The organism is Clostridium sp. (genome assembly GCF_026168755.1).
Taxonomy (GTDB): Bacteria; Bacillota; Clostridia; order Clostridiales; family Clostridiaceae; genus Clostridium.
In genome coordinates, this window is record NZ_JAPFDR010000011.1 from 47924 (window position 1) to 65432 (window position 17509).

Here is a 17509-nt window from a genome sequence, read left to right on the forward strand (position 1 = left end):
TATCAGTATAAACAAAAAGGAAAAATGAATAGTGAAAGAGAGGTACAAATATATGAAAGAGAGGAACTAAATTATGAGTTTTACAAATGATTTTAATTTCAATGGTGGAATGTTTGGAGATACCAAACCAAAAGGAAGCATCAGAGATATGTTTGATGAGAATGGAGAGCCTATTGTATATGATATATATGGTAATCCAGTAAGAGAAGAAGCTCCAGCTTCAGTTGGAGAAGTTGAGGAAGTTAATGAGCAATTTTTAGAAAGTAAAATTGAAAATAGGGCTCCTGAAACCACTAAAAAGAAAGATGATTGGAGTATTAATATGCCAACTAGCAATGAAACACTTATTAATAGAAAAGAGTTTAATTATGAGGTATTGATTAGTTTGTTATTAGAAAGTAAATGGAATGGTGATATGAAAGAAACACACCGTTATATTTATAAAAACAATATAAATTTTACGGAGTTATCAAAAAAAGCTGGTGTATCAGTTAATACCTTTAAGAAAGCTTTTAATAATCTTATCAAGTTAGGATTTATAATTGATACTACTTTTAATGATGAAAGAGTTTATAAAATTCCACAAAAATATATAGGTGGGAATCTATTGTTTGATGTGAAGTTCTTAGATGACCTTTTAAGGTTGCTTCATAAGAATTTAATAAGAATCTATATCCAGTATTATAAGTATTGCTATAAAAACAATAATACTGGTGTTTATAAAATGCCACAAGCTAAAACACTTGAAGCGGTTGGACTAAGCGTTAATGGTAAAAATAAGGATTACTTAAAAAAAGTAAATAGATTACTTGAAAAAGTTGGGTTAATCGAAATAATTGAAATTAAACACCACAGTGGAACACCTCAAGAAATTAGATGTCCGTACTATAAAGAAAGTGCCTTTTATAAAGAGATACTTAATAAAAAGAAGTAAACTATCAAAAAGTAGATATACTTCAATAGACCATCAAAAAGTAGATACACTTTATATGTTATCCGTCAAAAAGTAGATATACCTTATTGTACTACTCATCAAAAAGTAGATAACATAATAATAGATAATATTAATAACAGATAAAAATCATAATAGATAACTCTCAGCGAATTTCTAACGAAATTCTACTGAGGGAGTCTATTAGATTCTAATGAAATACTTATTGTAAATGAAAAATAGGAGGGAAGTTCACTGGATGCAGTATTAAGTTGCATCAAATATATACAATAAGGGAGATACAAAAGATATGAAGAAGAATTTAGAATTGGATTTAACACTAGAAGAATTAGAGGAAAGGCTACTTCATGCAGAAGCAATAACAGAAGTATGGGAAGAGTTTGGACTAACTTTTGATACTGCTCAACTGGAATATATAGCCAATTACTTATTAGCAAAAACAAGTAGACAAGAAAGACAAGCTTACAGAGTATTGTCACAAGCTGAATTTGATAAAAAGAATAGACAAACTACCAACATAAGCATATACCAAGAGTCAGATGATAGCTCAAGTTCAGAAGGAATAAGTAATATAATTGATATAGTTCTTAAGCCTAAGAATGATTACATAAATATGAATTGGAAGGTTACTTATGATGATGTTATGGAGGATTCAGCAATGGGAGAAGTTCTTAAACAATATAGAGATATAAGACTTCGTGTAATGAAACTTCAAAAAAATGGTAACTTAAATGTTAACACATATAGAAGGCTTATGAGTAATGTCAATGATGATATGATAATGACTAAAAAGATATTTAAAGGAGCTACAGAGCCTAAAAATAGTTGTTATTATCTTGGTGATGTAATAGACTGGGATATAATAGATTACAGTAATGAGAGTCATATAGAAGTAATATTGAAAACTCTAAACCTAAAAGGTGATATTGTACCTGATGATACACTAGGATTAATTGTATTAGATATTAGAATATGCATTGATAAGATGAAGAAGAAATGCTTACTTACTAATGAAGATGTAAGAATAATTAATATGACCAATCAGGGTTATACATTAAAGCAGATTAGCAAAAAGATTGGAATCCAAGAGAGTGGAATAAGGAAGAGATTCAAGAAGATTTGTAAAAAGATAGCTCAGTTTAATTCACGAACAATAATATAAAAAGTTTTAAGAGTGTTCGAAAATAGGACAAATATATACAAAATATATACTATTAAAATTGAGGGAGGTAAGAGCTCTCCTCATAAATAGGAACGACCAAAACAAAAGATAAAGGCTCTAGTGGTTTATACTGCTGGAGCTTAACTATTTTAAAAGAAAGGAGTAATTAAGACTTGAAAGAAAAATATTCTCTATTATTACATTTAGATAATGATTTAAAAAAGAAGCTGGAACAGATAGCTAAAAAATTACATATGAGCAAAAGCCAAGCCATAAGATATTTAATACTAAACTATGATAAAGATTGATATTTACTTCAAGGCTATTTTCATAATGAATACCAAAAAACACTAGGCGATACCAATAGTGATTCTAAATTTCACATTTAAAATAGCTTTGAAGTAGCTATCATTCCTTCAATAGTGATGGCTATGATTCTAATAGTCCATAAATAACATACAAAATAACATCTCCTACTAGGAAGCAAAGAGTATCTCTCTACTATACTAGTTCTTTAAGCTAGAGTATCATAAATTAGGAACGATGATGCTCTAGCTTAAAAAGATTGTATTTAAATGTATACGTTTAGATGTATATAGATAAATGCAATCTCTCAAAGGGGTTGTAAATATAATAAGTAGAGTTTTCTCTTGGTTGAATTCAAAACTTATTATTCCTTTATTTGTTTTATTATAAGTAGTTGGTAATAGTTCAAAGGAAATTACATTGATAAAGAATGTAATGATAACTAGGGCTATTACCTTGCTACATTAAACACCAGTAGGAATAACCTCATGTAACCAATAACTTATACAATAAGCAGATATTAGATTATACGGTGATTAAATGATGATTTGTCAGTAAGTTATAATAATATATTGATAAGTTGCGAAGTATTAGATTGATATATATATAAGATATTGAAATGAAATGAGTATATGAGTTGAATAAGTGTATGATTGAGAGATACAGTAGATGGGTATGTAGATAAGTAAGTAAAGTAAGTATCATTAAGTATTGAGTATGATTAGGTAATATTAAATATGATTATAAATAATGTTTGATGATGTGAAGAAAGAAAAAAATAAAAGTAAGAAGTTAAGTTTTGTTGTGATGGTTAACAACATTAGGAATGACCTGATTTTTTTTATAACACTCCCTCTAGAGCCACGCCCTGCCCTTACGTACAATATCTTAAAAAATATGAAACTTTTAAATTAGCACATGAAATACAAATAAAAATAATAAAATATACGACAAAAAAGCCTTAAAAGCTAGTTAAATCAATAGCTCTAAGGCTTTTTGTTGTTTGTGGAATTATCTTAACATGACGATGAAAATTTTGTCAAGCATAGATTTAAAATTGATTTTGAGGAAAGGAGAAAAATTTTGAGAAATAATAAGAGTACAACAATTTCAATAAGGTTTACAGAAGAAGAAAAAGAGATATTAAATAATGCTTCTTTTATGAAGTGTGTGCCAATAGCAGATATAATTCGTGAAAGTCTTAAACTGTATTTTAATAATTCTTCAGCTTTTGAAACTAGTACAGAAAAGAGGTCTAGAGTATGGAAGGTATGATTTTCAATAATACTTACAACGTAACAAAAGAGGAACAGTTGCAGAATTATTTTGGAAGTTTTGATAGTGATAAGGTTGATGCTTTAGTCGATAAGGTAGAAGGTAGAAAACAAAAGAGTATAGCAAGAGAATTGCTTCATGAAGTGCCTAATCTTTTGAACACAGATATATACTCTTTAAAAATTTTAGTGGAGCTTTTAACAGATATTGAGTACCTAAATGTAAAGATGAAGCAGTGTAGGGAAAATGATAATTTACAATTATTTACTAAGTTATTAAAAAGTAAATTGGATGCAGTAGCTAAAGTAAATACTATTTTAGAATCTTATGGGCTTACGCCAAAAAGTAGAAAATCAATTTTAGTATTAGATATGGAGGAATAATGGCAAGAAAAGTTAAGACCAAAAAGAAAAGAAATTATATTATGAATGACGAATTTATGAATTGGTTTATCAAAGCTAGATTTGACGCAATGAAGCCTAAACTACCCCATGAGTATATTTACAGTGGTAAGCTATATCAGATTATATTGAATTATGATAAATGGCATAAAGAAAAGTATGGTAAGACCACAAAGGAATATATTATGCAAGATTATCTACAGTTTCTAAAGGACTCACAAAAAGAAAATGAGATACTGGAGCTTATGAAGCTAAAGAATTACACAGATGAAGAACTATTAGAGTATGCAAAAAAAGAGAAAATAAAAGATTTAAAAGAAATAAACTAGAAGAGAAAGAGGAGAATTATTATTATGGCTAAAACTAAAAGTACAACAAACAAAATTATAAATGCAAAAAGGATTCAACAAATTGAGAATTTCGATTTGTCACTAGGAATATTTGTTAATCCAAACCTTAGACAACAAGTAGTTCTTAACCCAATCGGTTTAGAATTGAATTTGACAAAGTTAAAAGAGTTAAGAGAGGAATTACAAGGGTTCGATATTGATATTAAAGAGATTGATTGTAGTAGAATATTTAGTGGAAATCCTGAGTTGACTGAAACAGAAGTATTCATTAGAAATATTGGTAATTGCAGTTATATGAGCTATAGAAATGATTATTTGAAAATGATAGAGCAAAGAGAGCTTGAAGAAGTTTTTCCAGTAGAAGAAAGAAAATCTAGAATTTTAGAACTTGAAGCAGAAATTACGAAAGAAGTTTTAAAAGGTTCTACGGTAGGTAAGTTAAACAAGGACTTAAGGAAATCATGTGAAGCTAGAGCAGAAGAATTAAGAAAAGAACTTCATAGCATAGAAGAAACATTTAATGTAGTCAATGAAGAATATCTTAACTCAATGCTTTATATGATAGCAGATAGAAAAATAAAAGAGATAAAAAGTAGATTAGATTTTAAAATTGATTATCTTGAGGATGTTATGGAGGATATAGCATAATGGAAACAAGAATGAATGATACATTAGAGTTGAGAGTTAACCAGCAAGACCAAAAAATATATCTTGCTGGTTATTTGCCGATTAATGAATTTTCTGAGGTATTGATGGACAAAGAGGGAAAGAGATTTAGAGAGAAAATTAATAGTGGTTGCTTCAGTAGAAAAATTGAATCAATAGGAAAAAATTTCCCGTTGCTACTTATAAATCATGATGATAATCAGCAATTGCCAGTAGAATCATTTGAATATATGGAAAGTGGAAATAGACTGAAAATACTTTATACTTTACCATTAATAGAGGAAGTGATGGATAAACTGAAAGATTTAAGTGAAGCTAGATTATCATTTGGATTTACTGTTTTGAAGGAGATAAAACTTCCTAAGAAAAGGGATGTAGATGGTATAGATTATGAAAGAACAGTAACCGATTTTGCTTCTCTCAATGAAATCTCGATTCTTAGAAATAAGTTACCAGCATACTCACAAACTAAAGCTTTTGCTGGAGATGAAGAGTCAGTGAAAAGAGCAATAGCAAAAGCTGAAATTTCAGAGAAAAGGAAGGAATTATGTAAGTTATATCAATTAGAGGTAGATAGGTATAAGGAATACATAAATAAAAAGAGAAGAAATGATTTATTTGGATTTGGAGCAAATGTAAAAATACCAATGAATTAATCAATAGGGGATGCAGTAATTACATCCCCTATTTTTTGCTTTTTATAGCAAAAATAATTCTTAACTATACATAAGTAGTTTTTAAGGATTCTAGAAGTTTTAAAATTAACAGAGAGCCCTTAAACCAAGTATTTACCTAATACTCACCTAATTAAAATGAAATTTGGATTTCATTGATATTTATGGAATCAAGTTAGTTTGTTTTACATTTCTTTTTATACTTTACGGATAATAGAGGGAATTAACTATAAGGAGGAGAAAAGCAATGATAAGAATTGAAGAGAAAGGTGACATTAAAATTTATAATGATGGCATTTTAATTCTAATGGGTAGAAGTATTAGAGAAGTGATAGAAATAATAGAGGCTTTACTATATGGGAATAGGGATGCTTGGGAAGTTGAACTATTAAACAATATTTTATATACTATTAATAACAACCTTTCCACAAATATGGAGGTTGCATAAAATGAGAATAGCACTATATGTTAGAGTATCAACAGAGGAACAAGAAAGTTCTATAATCAATCAGAAAGAATACATTAAGTCTTTATACCCTGATGATGAAATAATAATATATCAAGACTTTGGAATAAGTGGTACTAAAATAGCTAAAAGAGAAGGATTTATTCAAATGATGAAAGATGCTGGATTAAAGCAACATTTCATTACTAAAAAGAAATTTATTTTTGTTGCTGATGAAAATAAGGAACCATTATTTAATAAAATTGTAACTAAATCAGTCACAAGATTTGCTAGGAATACAGATGTTTTGAGTATTTGGAAAGAACTCAATCAGAAAGGGGTTACAGTATTATTTCAAGATATAAATAAAGATACTGCAAGTCCTGAGGATAGTTTAATATTGAATTTACTTCTAACATTATCACAAGAAGAAAGTAAGAATATTTCGGAAAGAACCAAGTTTGGTAATATGGCTACTGCAAAGGCAAATAAAATCAGGAATAATAGCTTGTTTGGGTATTGTTACATTAAAGAAACTAATTCATTAGTAATAAATGAAGATGAAGCTAAAGTGGTTAGAAAGATGTTCGACTTATGTATTAAAGGATATGGCTATGATAGGATATCACAAACATTAACAGAAGAAGGGATATTAACTGCTAAGGGCAAACCATTTGCCATAAGTACCATTAAGAATATGATTCATAATAAAAAGTATTGTGGTTACAATGTAAGGAATCAATGGGAAAGTAGAAATTTGTTTTCAGAAAATCATTCACATTGTAGAACCAAAAAAGAAAATTGGATTATTAAAAAGAATGATAGGATAGAACCTATAATAAGTGAAGAGATATGGAATCAAGCTATGGCAGAGGTTAATAGAAGGTTGTTACATGGGAATAGTGGTAAACATATTGATAGAAGAGATACCAGCGATAAACTTATTTGTAATTGTTGTGGTAAGAATTTTTATATATGCCATAGTAAAAAGATAGGTAGTGGAATAAATAGTTATCCATATTTTATATGTTCAACTAAGAAGAAGAATGGTAAGAGTGTTTGTGATAATGACAATGTACAATTAAGAAAAGTGGATGCTTTTATTGATGACTTATGCAAAAACTATTATAGAAACATAAGGTTAAGCAATAAGGCTAAATTGTACAAACTACAAGCTGATTTGAAGAGTTTAAAAAATAAGTCAACAATTACTATCAACAATGAAATTGAAGCTATTAGGGTGCAAAATAGGGAGCAAGAACAACAGTTAAGTAAACTAATTGATAACTTCTTAGAATGTTCTGAGATTATGAAAAAGGTTATTGATAAAAAGATTTATAACTTAGAAATTAGTATTCAGAATAACAATAATAAAATACTAGAGCTGGAGAGAAGTAAGAACACTATTGATAGTGATAAGTTAGAATTAGAAAAGTCAATCAGGGAGCTGAAAAAGGAACTTACAAAGCTTGATACAGTAGAATTGACAAGAGAGCAATTGATGGAAAAAATCAGTTGTATCAAAGTTGCTAAGGGTAACAAGTTTATAGTAGAGTATTTGTAATTTTATGTGTGAAACCTTCAGTTAAAGTTATTCTCAAAGTTAAATTTTTTTGTGGAAAGGTATATGAGGAATGGACATTAAAAATAATTTAATGACAATAAAGTTATAATTAATAAAAATAGCTTAAACACTATGTTTAAGCTATTTTTTATTAATTATAATAATACTGTTTTAATAGAAAGTTATAGGAAGATGATAAGTGGATGGGATGATTAAAATGAGTATTCGCATTGCTGAAAATTAATAACTAAGTATAAAAAAATTAAGATAAAGTTATGGTGAATTATTTATATATATTATTGAATGTAAGAGGGATAGGAACTAAGCTGTTAATGGAAGAAATTTTTAATTATTATAGGGATAAAAAATAAAGATATTTATGTTAAGTCTAGTCATAAAAAGCAATGAAATTCATATAAGAAGATATGGAATTTAAAATAACAAAGTTAAGAGGGGAAATGAAAAGTTAAAATTGACCTATTTTTTCGTTAAGAAAGCACCTTAAAAAGCTGTAAACGTTGCGATAAAATTCTATATGAAAGGAAGGTAATATTAATGAAAATTTTATCACAAGTAGAAAGTAGAGAAAATAGTTACTGGAAGAGCAAGGTGCCAGAATTATTTGGACAGGCATCAGAAGATAAACTTATCATTCATGATGCATCAAAACAAGAGATTTTAGGGTTTGGAGGCTGTTTCAATGAACTTGGTTGGGATGCTTTATCCAAAATCAGCGAAGAAGACAGGGAAAATTTTATGAAGTATAAATGCTAAGATAATAATATACAGAATGACTAATATTTTTATGTATAATACTAGGTAAAATTTAACACAGTATTAATGGTGATGAATATGATTTATACAACAAACATTAGTACTGAAATAATTTTAAAATCAGTTCAAGATTTATATAAACTTAAAATTTTAATTGAGGTTAATAATTTGGATAAACCTAATTTTAGTGCAATAGCAAGAGAGTTAGGAGTAGATAGAAGAACAGTAAAAAATTATTATGATGGAAATATTAAGAAAGATAGGAAACCTAAGAAATCAAAAATAGATGATTTCTATGATACCATTTCGACACTGCTTTCAGCAGAAACTAAGCAAATATTTTATTATAAATCTCATCTTTATAGATATTTGGTTAGAGAAAAGGGGTTAAATTGCTCTAGGAGCGATTTCAATTATTATATTTTAAAACATGAAAATTTTGCAGAATACTTTAAGCCAAAGAAAAAAGAAATGCTGTAAAATCAGAAACTCCATTTGGAAAGCAAGCACAGTTTGATTGGAAAGAAGATTTAAAGTTTTCTTTCAGGAACGGATATGTCAGGCTACAGGAATACCACCTATTTTAGTGTTTAAAAAAGAGAAAGAACATCTTTTACCACTACCTAATGATAAAATATGTTCTTACTACAAAAACATAACAATAAATGCGAAAGTCAATTCCAATTCACTATTTCGCTATAAGGGAAATTTATATTCAGTCCCTATTGATTTTATTGGTAAAAATATTGTTGTTAAAGTTATTGATAATAACTTATATGTTTATTATGGCCCAAAATTAATAGCTTTACATACAATTTCTAATAAAAAAATAAATTATCAAGAAAATCACCATTTAGCAATGGTGGGATTAACCTTTAAAAATTTTAATGCTGCTCATGCCATGGTTAAAGTAGCTGGCTTTCCGCACCTGAAAGAGTTAAAAGATTTTGACTTTGAGTTCCAACCTAAAATAAATAAGCAACAATTTTTAGATTTTGAAAGTTTACGATTTTTAGAAAATAATAGCAGTATTATTTTGATAGGAAATAGCGGCGTGGGTAAAACCCACCTTGCGACCTCCATTGGAATTGCTGCAGCAAAGAAAAGAGTAAGTACTTATTTTATAAAGTGCCAAGATTTAATAGAACAATTAAAAAAGGCTTATTTAGAAAATAAACTTGATGATAGGATAAAACATTTTAGTAAATATAAACTTCTTATAATTGATGAAATTGGTTATTTACCTATTGGTGAACAGGAAGCAAAAATGTTTTTTCAACTTATAGATAGACGTTATGAAAAGAAAAGTACAATAGTTACTAGTAATATAAACTTGTCAGACTGGAATCAAATATTTGTAGATAATATGTTGGCTAGTGCTATTTTAGATAGACTTGTCCATCATTCTACTATTATTAATATTTTAGGAAACTCCTATAGAACTGCTACGGCATTATCTAAAATAGTAGATAAAAACAACTGAACAATTGTACATAAAAATATTGGCACAATTGTTCAAAAAAATCTTGACATTAATAACCATGTTAATAGCAAACTATAAAATAAAATATATTAACTAATGGTTAATGAAATGGACTTTAAATTAACAATTGTTCAATAGTATAACTACCCAGTGAGTGATAAAATAATAATAACAAAAGCTTTTGCACTATAAATTAAAGGGGTATACTATGAAAATTAATTTAATTATAAAAAATAAACGTATAGAACAAAATTTAACTCAAGAACAATTAGCAAGTTATTTGGGTGTATCTACACCAGCAGTGAATAAATGGGAGAAGGGAGTATCCTATCCAGATATTACATTACTTTCGCCTTTAGCTAGACTTTTAAAGGTTGATTTAAATACACTTCTATCTTTTAATGAAGAACTTACAGATAGAGAAATTAATGAATTTATAAATAATGTTGTTATGTCAATTCAAACTGATGGTTATGAAAGGGGTTTTCAAAAGTGTATGGACAAAATACACGAATATCCTACTTGTGATAAATTAATTCTTAATCTTGCAATAACACTTTTAGGTAGTTTGTATATGTATAATGTAACTAATAAGGATGTATACGAAGAAAAAATAATTCATTTATATGAGCATTGTGCTAATAGTGAAAAAGTAGAAATAAGAAATCAAGCTATTTCATTACTTATAAATAGATATATAGAGCAAAAAGAGTATGAACATGCACAAGAATATATTGATATTCTTCCTACTATATCTTATGATAAAATACAATTGCAAGGGAATCTTTATAGGTCAAAGGGAGAATTAAACAAGGCGTCGGAGATTTTCGAAGGAAAGCTTTTAAAATCCATGACAGAAATATTTTCCACTTTAATTTCTATGATGGAAATTGCATTGCAAGAAAGCAGGGTAGATGATGCTGAGAAGCTTGCAAAGATTATTGAAAAAACAAATATATTGTATGAACTTTGGAATTATAATTCTTATGCTGTCTATTTTCAACTTTATACAATTCAAAAAGACCAAGAAAAACTAATTGAAATATTAGAAAAAATGATTCCATCGTTGAAGAAAGCATGGGATACTTCTAAAACTAGACTTTACAGACATATTAAGAAAAAAGATATAAATGAACAAGAGCACAATCAATTCGTTCAAACATTTTTAGAAATGCTAAAAAATGATGTTGATGGAAGTTTAGGTTTTGTAAAAGAAAATCCAAAATTTGTTGAAATATTAAATAGATGCAACTAATTAATTTTTTTGTGAAAATTAGAATAAATTGTTGAATTATAGCAAATAATATGTTAAACTTTTTATAGTGTGTAACCGTAAAGGGCATGAGCTAACTTATCTATTTATTTGGATGAGTTATTTTCTCATGCCCTTTATGGTTATTATTTTATAAAATTAAATAAAGGTATAAAAGGAGGATGCATTTTATGAAAAGAATTTTAGTCAGTGCTTTATCTGCTTTAATGATTTTATCAACATTTACAAATGTAACATATGCTAATGGAAATGAAGTAGATATAGTTCCTGAGAAGAATGAAAAGTTATCTGTGGTAAAAGAGGGTGAAAATAATTTAGATAATCTGAACTTAACTGGTGAAAAATTATCTAGCTTAGTATTACCAATTGTTCAATCTTATGAAGTAGCAGAAAATTCTCAAAATTGGACTATGGATGAAACAACTAGGTTTGTTATTCCAAATACTGAAGAGTATTTAAATAATTCAAGATTAAAAGAAATTGTAGAATTAGTATCAGCTGAATTTTTAGCAAAGCAAATTCCTACAGCAAAGGAAATTAATAAAGTATATGCTTTAGATTCACAAATAACATCTAAAGATATTGTTATAACTTTGGATAAGGAAAATCAAATCACAGAAAAAAGTAGTAGTGATGAAGCTTATAAAATAGAAATTAATGAAAGTGGTGTAAAAATAATAGCTGCTTCTGAAAATTCAGCTATGTATGCATTACGTACAATACAACATTTAATGATTACTAACAATAATAAATTAGTTTACGGAACAATAGTTGATTATCCTAATGTGGCAGAGCGTCGTGTTCATGTTGATATGGCTAGAAAATATATATCAAAAGATTGGATAATCCAACATATAAGACAACTTTCTTATTTTAAAATGAATACGATTCAACTTCACTTCTCAGAAAATTTAGGATTTAGAATTGAAAGTGATTTTGATCCAGCAATAGTATCACAAGATGGATATTTAACAAAGGAAGAAGTAAGAGAGATTTTAGCAGAAGCTAAAAAATACGGGATAAAAGTGATTCCTTCTTTAGATACTCCTGGTCACGTAGAGCATATATTAAAAGTTCATCCAGAGTTTGGACAAGTAGATAAGAATGGGAATAAGAGTAAAGTTGCATTAGATGTAACAAATCCTGATGCTATAACTTATATAAAGGGTCTTTATAAGGAGTATATGGATTTATTTGAAGGATGTACAGATTTTCATATAGGTGGAGATGAATATATGGAATTTGATAGACCTCCATTTACTACAGAATATAAAGAAGTTTTAGATAATTATGCTAAAGAAAACTTAGGGGCAGAATATACATGGAAAGATACTATGGCTAACTATATTAATGATATAGCAGCCTTCGTATATGAAGGAGGATTTAAGCCAAGAATTTGGAATGATGGAATTTATTATGGTGAAAATGATAATACAGAAAATAAACAACAAATAAAGATGCACGATTATATTGGTATAGATTTTTGGTCTCAAATGGGATGGAATCCAAGTATTGCAAGACTTAACACATTTATAGAAAAGGGACATAAGGATATTTATAATGTGAATGCAAGTTACTTCTATTATGTATTAAGACCAAGTAAGCCAGATGATGGACGTGAACAACATTCTTTTGACTACTTAGATCAAGATGTAAGAATATATAATGATTGGACACCAGGACAATTCCAAAGTAATACTATTGATGATAATTCAGAGGTTATAAAGGGAACTTCATTGGCTATATGGTGTGATAAACCGGATTTAGTTACTGAAGATGTTATAACAGAAGATATTTCTAAAGAGTTACGTTCTTTAGCATCTAAGGCTTGGAATACATCAAGTAATAAGATTGCTGATATTAATGAGTTTAAAGAAAATTATAAAAAGCTTGGAAATGTAGCTGCTTTTGAAAAGGGCACTTCTTTACCAGAAGTTCAACCAGTTAAGGAATTAGTTGAATTAAATTATGATGAATTAAATAAATTAATTGAAAAGGCCGAAGGATTAAAGGCTGAAGATTATACTGAAGAAAGCTTTGGAAATTTAAATAAGGTTTTAGAAGAAGCTAAATCTTTAATAGGTACAGTGGATAGTCAAGAAGAAATTAATAGCATGGTAAACAAATTAAATGATGCTATTAATAATCTTGAAGGTAAAGGAAATGGAAATAGTAGTGGAAATGTTCCAAATTCGTCAGAAAAACCAGGAACTTCAAATAAACCTGGAAAGGGAGATTCAAATAATAGTGGAGTATTGCCACAAACAGGAATTGAGTCTGGACCTTGGGGAATAATTGCTATTGCAAGTATAATTTTAGGAGCATTGCTTATATATAGAAGAGGTAACAAAACTATAGTATAAAAATTTAAGGGGGCTGTATCATATTGAAGTTATAAATTCAATATGATACAGCTCTTTTTTTTATCCCAAAAGAGCTGTGAACTAATTATTTAATGCGACAGCCTTTTTTTAAAAATCTACAATTTACAAAATAGTTTAATCTGTTTCATACAACTTGTACTTTAAGCTCTAGGACAAGTTACATTTATAGGTGTAGCACAGTTTGGAAGTGTAAAATTACCTGTAAATGTTACTGAGCATCGATTAGCTGAAGTTCCTTGGTTAGCATCAACAGTTACAGCTACACAAGTACAGCTTCTTAATTTTAATTCTAACAATGCACAAGCTTTAATAGCTTCTTCATAACTACATACATTGCAAACTGTTTTTTCTACAGGTACTACACATCCGCAAGATATCTTTATAGGACAATTACTGATAGTAGAAGCAGTACTGCAGTTTGCACCTACGGCAACAGTTGCATTTGAGATAAATGGAATAGAACCTACAACTGTTATATCAAAGGTTCTTGAACAACTTGAGCCTCTAGGGTACTTAGGCTCAATCTTACAAGATAAATTGCTTAAGTCATATAAAATTCTAGGATTTTTGTCTGCAGCAAGATTAAAGTTACCAGGTAGGTTTGCTGCACAGCAAAAAGGAACCATTCTATCATTAGGCTGTGATGGATGAGTAGCTGAAGTAGTATCAACAGCAACTAAATCCATACATGAATCATTTAATATTTCAAAGTTATTTTCTATAATTAAATCTCATTTTGTTAATTACTTATTTAAACTTTTGTTTATAGTATATATGAAGGCCTATAAGAAATGTTCTAATAATTTTAATAATATGTAGCCATATCTATAAATATGATTTTATAGTTTTATAGCTATATTCTTATAGTTTTTAATTGAATTTAAATAGTAATTATACAGAAATATAAATTAAGAACATAATACTTTTAGTAAGAGTATAATATAGAAAACTTATATGGGGGAAACTATGATAAGTAGAGAAGAATATATTACTTTATCGCTAGAATTACATCTTTTTTTGGGACGAATTATGAAAGAACATTCATCATAAGATAACACGAATGGAAGAAAATTTAGATTGTAAAACTAGCAATTTTAATGGAGTAAAATAATGGGATATTATATTAAGGTTGAATCAAATGTAAAAATATATGTTGAAGATCTTAATGAAAAAGCAGATAAAACTATTGTTTTTTTACATGGATGGCCAGGAAGTCATGATTTATTTGAATATCAATATGATTATTTAGTTGATAAAGGCTATAGATGTATTGGAATAGATCAAAGAGGTTTTGGAACTTCTGATAGACCCGTATGTGGATATGATTATGACACATTAAGTGATGATGTAAAATCAGTAGTAGATACTTTATGTTTAGATAACTTTGTGTTATTATGGCATTCAACAGGAGGGGCTATAGTAATAAGGTATATGGCAAGACATAAGGGGAAAGGAGTAGATAAGCTAATTCTTTGTGGTGCAGCTGCCCCAAGTCTTATTAAGCGCTCATATTTTCCATATGGAATAAGTAGAGAGGCTGTTGAGGAAATAATAGAAGGAACATATAGTGATAGGCCTAAGATGTTAAGGAATTTTGGAGATATGTTTTTTTATAAAAAAGTTAGTAAACCTTTTATGGAATGGTTTTTCCAATTAGGATTACAAGCAGCAGGCTGGTCAACAGCTAAAGTTGCCAATACGTGGCTAAATGAAGAATCTTTATTTGATGATATGAAAAAAATAAAAGTCCAGACATTAATTATACATGGTATTCATGATAGAGTTTGTCTATTTCCTTTAGCAGAAGAGCAGAAAAAATTAATAAAGAACAGTAAATTAGTAAAATTTATGAATAGTGGACATGCGACCTTTTATGATGAAAGAGATAAGTTTAATAAGGAGATAACTAACTTTATTGATTAATATATTATTAAAATTATGAAGAAATAAAAAGGTTATTGAAAGTAATAGCTTAAAGTATTTATAATGAGTTATATAGAAAGTTATTAGATTAAATATAAAAAGTGTTTTATCCAAAATATGATGAAACACTTTTTATATTATATCTAAATTTTAAAGTCTAAATATATTTAATAAAGAAATATACTTTTAGTTTGTGATAAATTCATAATATTATAGATGTATTAAAAAGCTTTTTTAAAATATATGATAACATATTAATAATATTATAAAGTTAAATAACTTTATAATATTAAAATAAACTAAATGGAGGTTAAAAGTGATAAAAAGAAAGTGTAAGCAATGTGGTAAGGAATTTGTATTATCAGATTCAGAGGTTAAATTCTTTAATGATAAGAATTTAGAACTACCTAAAAGGTGTAGTGAATGTAGAAAGGAAAATAAAAATAATAATAAGGAATATAATATAGATAGTAGTAAAAGAGAAAGAATAAATAATAATTATAAGAATAAGGGTAAGAAAAAAACTTTTAAAAATATTATAGCGGCTGGATTAATTCTTGTAGTTTTACTTTTAGGTAAATTATTTAATATAGATATTAATTGGCAAGAAATCAGGACAAACTTTAGAACAGAAGAAAACAATGTTTCACTGGAGTTCCGTAATGAAACATTGTGGGAAGATCATTTCGAAAAACATGGAAGTGAATTTGATTATAAGTCAAAAGAAGAGTATCTAAAAGGAGCTAATGAAGTTATTAATTCACCTACTTCAAAGCATAAAACAGAGGATGAAGATGGTGATGAGATATACTATGATGAGGATAAAAATGAGATAGTATTTGTATCAACAGATGGATATATTAGAACATATTTTAAACCTAATGACGGAATAAACTATTATAATAGGCAATAGAATAGATGGAGAGTTAGTATAAATGCTAGCTCTTTTTTATTAATATATTAAAAAAAATAATAATATTTATGAATATAAAAACCATAAATAAAATATTAGTAAAATAAGAAGGAGGAGAGTATATGAAATATGATAAGTGGCCATTACAATATAAATATAAGGATTTAGAGCCTTATATTGATACTGAAACAGTATGTATACATTATACAAAGCATTTACAAGGATATGTAGATAAGCTAAATAAAGTTCTTGAAGGATATGAAAAATTTACTGAAGGAAAAACATTAGAGGAAATACTTTATAATATTGAAAAAGTTCCTAAAGAAATAAGAAAAGATGTAATTAATCAAGGTGGGGGAGTAGCTAATCATAATTTATATTTTTCTATTTTATCACAAAGACCTAAGAAATATCCAAGTGGTAAGTTGTTAATGGAGATTAATAAGAAATATGGTGACATAGAAAAATTGAAAGATGAAATATCAAAGAGAGCAATAAATCAATTTGGATCAGGATATTCATGGCTTGTAGTCAATGAAAAAGGTGAGCTTGATGTAATTTCAACATCAAATCAGGATTCGCCATTAATTTTTAAGATGAAGCCAATATTGACAATTGATGTATGGGAGCATGCATATTATTTAAAATATAAAAATTTGAGAGCTAATTATGTAAAAAATATTTGGAATATAATAGATTGGGCAAAGGTTGAAGAAAATTATCTTCGAGAATGTGTTAGGTAAATATTAGATAATATGAATATTTATAGTGGCAATACAATGTATTGTCACTATTTGTAGTAGAACAGTAAGAATGTAAGAAGTGTTTTACAATATTAATTATATATAACATTTTTATTAAATAAAATAATTAATATATATTATCTACAAATTTTAATAGTATAGGTGTAGGGGTATATAAAATAGGAAATAAGGTATATGCAACTCAAGAGTTTTATAAATAA

19 protein-coding genes and 1 pseudogene are annotated in these 17509 nt (G+C 27.8%); 19 read left to right on the plus strand and 1 reads right to left on the minus strand.

Annotated features, from left to right (window positions below; all coding sequences use genetic code 11):
- The first annotated feature begins 73 nt into the window (after positions 1–73).
- From Q0Y03_RS06300 to Q0Y03_RS06365, 15 genes are all read left to right on the plus strand, one after another.
- Positions 74–934: a hypothetical protein gene (locus tag Q0Y03_RS06300; protein ID WP_297712997.1), complete on the plus strand. Its 861-nt coding sequence runs from the start codon at positions 74–76 to the stop codon at positions 932–934.
- Positions 935–1241: 307 nt separating this feature from the next.
- Positions 1242–2114, plus strand: a complete 873-nt coding sequence (locus Q0Y03_RS06305) for a hypothetical protein (protein WP_297712998.1) — start codon at positions 1242–1244, stop codon at positions 2112–2114.
- Positions 2115–2287: 173 nt separating this feature from the next.
- The gene (locus Q0Y03_RS15550) at positions 2288–2422 is read left to right on the plus strand and encodes a ribbon-helix-helix domain-containing protein (RefSeq protein ID WP_363318726.1); all 135 of its coding nucleotides are present in this window, start codon (positions 2288–2290) and stop codon (positions 2420–2422) included.
- A gap of 1081 nt (positions 2423–3503) precedes the next feature.
- Positions 3504–3695 (plus strand): hypothetical protein, encoded by a 192-nt coding sequence (locus tag Q0Y03_RS06310; protein ID WP_297712999.1) that lies wholly within the window; start codon positions 3504–3506, stop codon positions 3693–3695.
- Positions 3683–4078, plus strand: coding sequence for a hypothetical protein (locus tag Q0Y03_RS06315; RefSeq protein ID WP_297713000.1), 396 nt, complete (start codon positions 3683–3685; stop codon positions 4076–4078). The genes Q0Y03_RS06310 and Q0Y03_RS06315 overlap by 13 nt, the downstream gene beginning before the upstream one ends.
- Positions 4078–4425, plus strand: coding sequence for a hypothetical protein (locus Q0Y03_RS06320; protein ID WP_297713001.1), 348 nt, complete (start codon positions 4078–4080; stop codon positions 4423–4425). Before Q0Y03_RS06315 ends, Q0Y03_RS06320 begins: the two co-directional genes overlap by 1 nt.
- A gap of 24 nt (positions 4426–4449) precedes the next feature.
- On the plus strand, positions 4450–5094 hold the full coding sequence (locus tag Q0Y03_RS06325) for a hypothetical protein (protein ID WP_297713002.1): 645 nt from the start codon (positions 4450–4452) through the stop codon (positions 5092–5094).
- On the plus strand, positions 5094–5768 hold the full coding sequence (locus Q0Y03_RS06330; RefSeq protein WP_297713004.1) for an HK97 family phage prohead protease: 675 nt from the start codon (positions 5094–5096) through the stop codon (positions 5766–5768). Before Q0Y03_RS06325 ends, Q0Y03_RS06330 begins: the two co-directional genes overlap by 1 nt.
- 265 nt (positions 5769–6033) lie before the next feature.
- Entirely contained in the window at positions 6034–6234 is a 201-nt protein-coding gene (locus Q0Y03_RS06335) for a hypothetical protein (RefSeq protein ID WP_297713005.1), read from the plus strand.
- Between the two features lies 1 nt (position 6235).
- The gene (locus Q0Y03_RS06340) at positions 6236–7795 is read left to right on the plus strand and encodes a recombinase family protein (protein WP_297713006.1); all 1560 of its coding nucleotides are present in this window, start codon (positions 6236–6238) and stop codon (positions 7793–7795) included.
- 555 nt (positions 7796–8350) lie between these two features.
- Positions 8351–8569 (plus strand): hypothetical protein, encoded by a 219-nt coding sequence (locus Q0Y03_RS06345; RefSeq protein WP_297713007.1) that lies wholly within the window; start codon positions 8351–8353, stop codon positions 8567–8569.
- Between the two features lie 78 nt (positions 8570–8647).
- Positions 8648–9049, plus strand: coding sequence for a hypothetical protein (locus Q0Y03_RS06350; RefSeq protein WP_297713008.1), 402 nt, complete (start codon positions 8648–8650; stop codon positions 9047–9049).
- Positions 9050–9086: 37 nt separating this feature from the next.
- Entirely contained in the window at positions 9087–10052 is a 966-nt protein-coding gene (gene istB, locus Q0Y03_RS06355; protein WP_297713009.1) for an IS21-like element helper ATPase IstB, read from the plus strand.
- Between the two features lie 208 nt (positions 10053–10260).
- Positions 10261–11307 carry a helix-turn-helix transcriptional regulator gene (locus Q0Y03_RS06360; protein ID WP_297713010.1) on the plus strand — a complete coding sequence of 349 codons (1047 nt, stop codon included), beginning with the start codon at positions 10261–10263 and terminating at the stop codon, positions 11305–11307.
- A gap of 188 nt (positions 11308–11495) precedes the next feature.
- Entirely contained in the window at positions 11496–13688 is a 2193-nt protein-coding gene (locus Q0Y03_RS06365) for a family 20 glycosylhydrolase (protein ID WP_297713011.1), read from the plus strand.
- A 161-nt stretch (positions 13689–13849) separates the two neighbouring features.
- Here the strand turns inward: Q0Y03_RS06365 and Q0Y03_RS06370 are convergent, their stop codons facing one another.
- On the minus strand, positions 13850–14395 hold the full coding sequence (locus tag Q0Y03_RS06370) for a hypothetical protein (RefSeq protein ID WP_297713012.1): 546 nt from the start codon (positions 14393–14395) through the stop codon (positions 13850–13852).
- A gap of 424 nt (positions 14396–14819) precedes the next feature.
- Between Q0Y03_RS06370 and Q0Y03_RS06375 the strand changes: the two genes are divergently transcribed.
- The 4 genes and pseudogenes from Q0Y03_RS06375 to Q0Y03_RS15555 form a co-directional block, all read left to right on the plus strand.
- Positions 14820–15632 (plus strand): alpha/beta hydrolase, encoded by an 813-nt coding sequence (locus tag Q0Y03_RS06375; RefSeq protein WP_297713013.1) that lies wholly within the window; start codon positions 14820–14822, stop codon positions 15630–15632.
- A 316-nt stretch (positions 15633–15948) separates the two neighbouring features.
- Complete coding sequence (locus Q0Y03_RS06380; RefSeq protein ID WP_297713014.1) at positions 15949–16545, plus strand: zinc-ribbon domain containing protein; 597 nt, start codon at positions 15949–15951, stop codon at positions 16543–16545.
- A 122-nt stretch (positions 16546–16667) separates the two neighbouring features.
- Positions 16668–17288: a superoxide dismutase gene (locus Q0Y03_RS06385; RefSeq protein WP_297713015.1), complete on the plus strand. Its 621-nt coding sequence runs from the start codon at positions 16668–16670 to the stop codon at positions 17286–17288.
- A gap of 134 nt (positions 17289–17422) precedes the next feature.
- Positions 17423–17509: pseudogene (locus tag Q0Y03_RS15555) on the plus strand (CAP domain-containing protein); the annotation flags it as partial.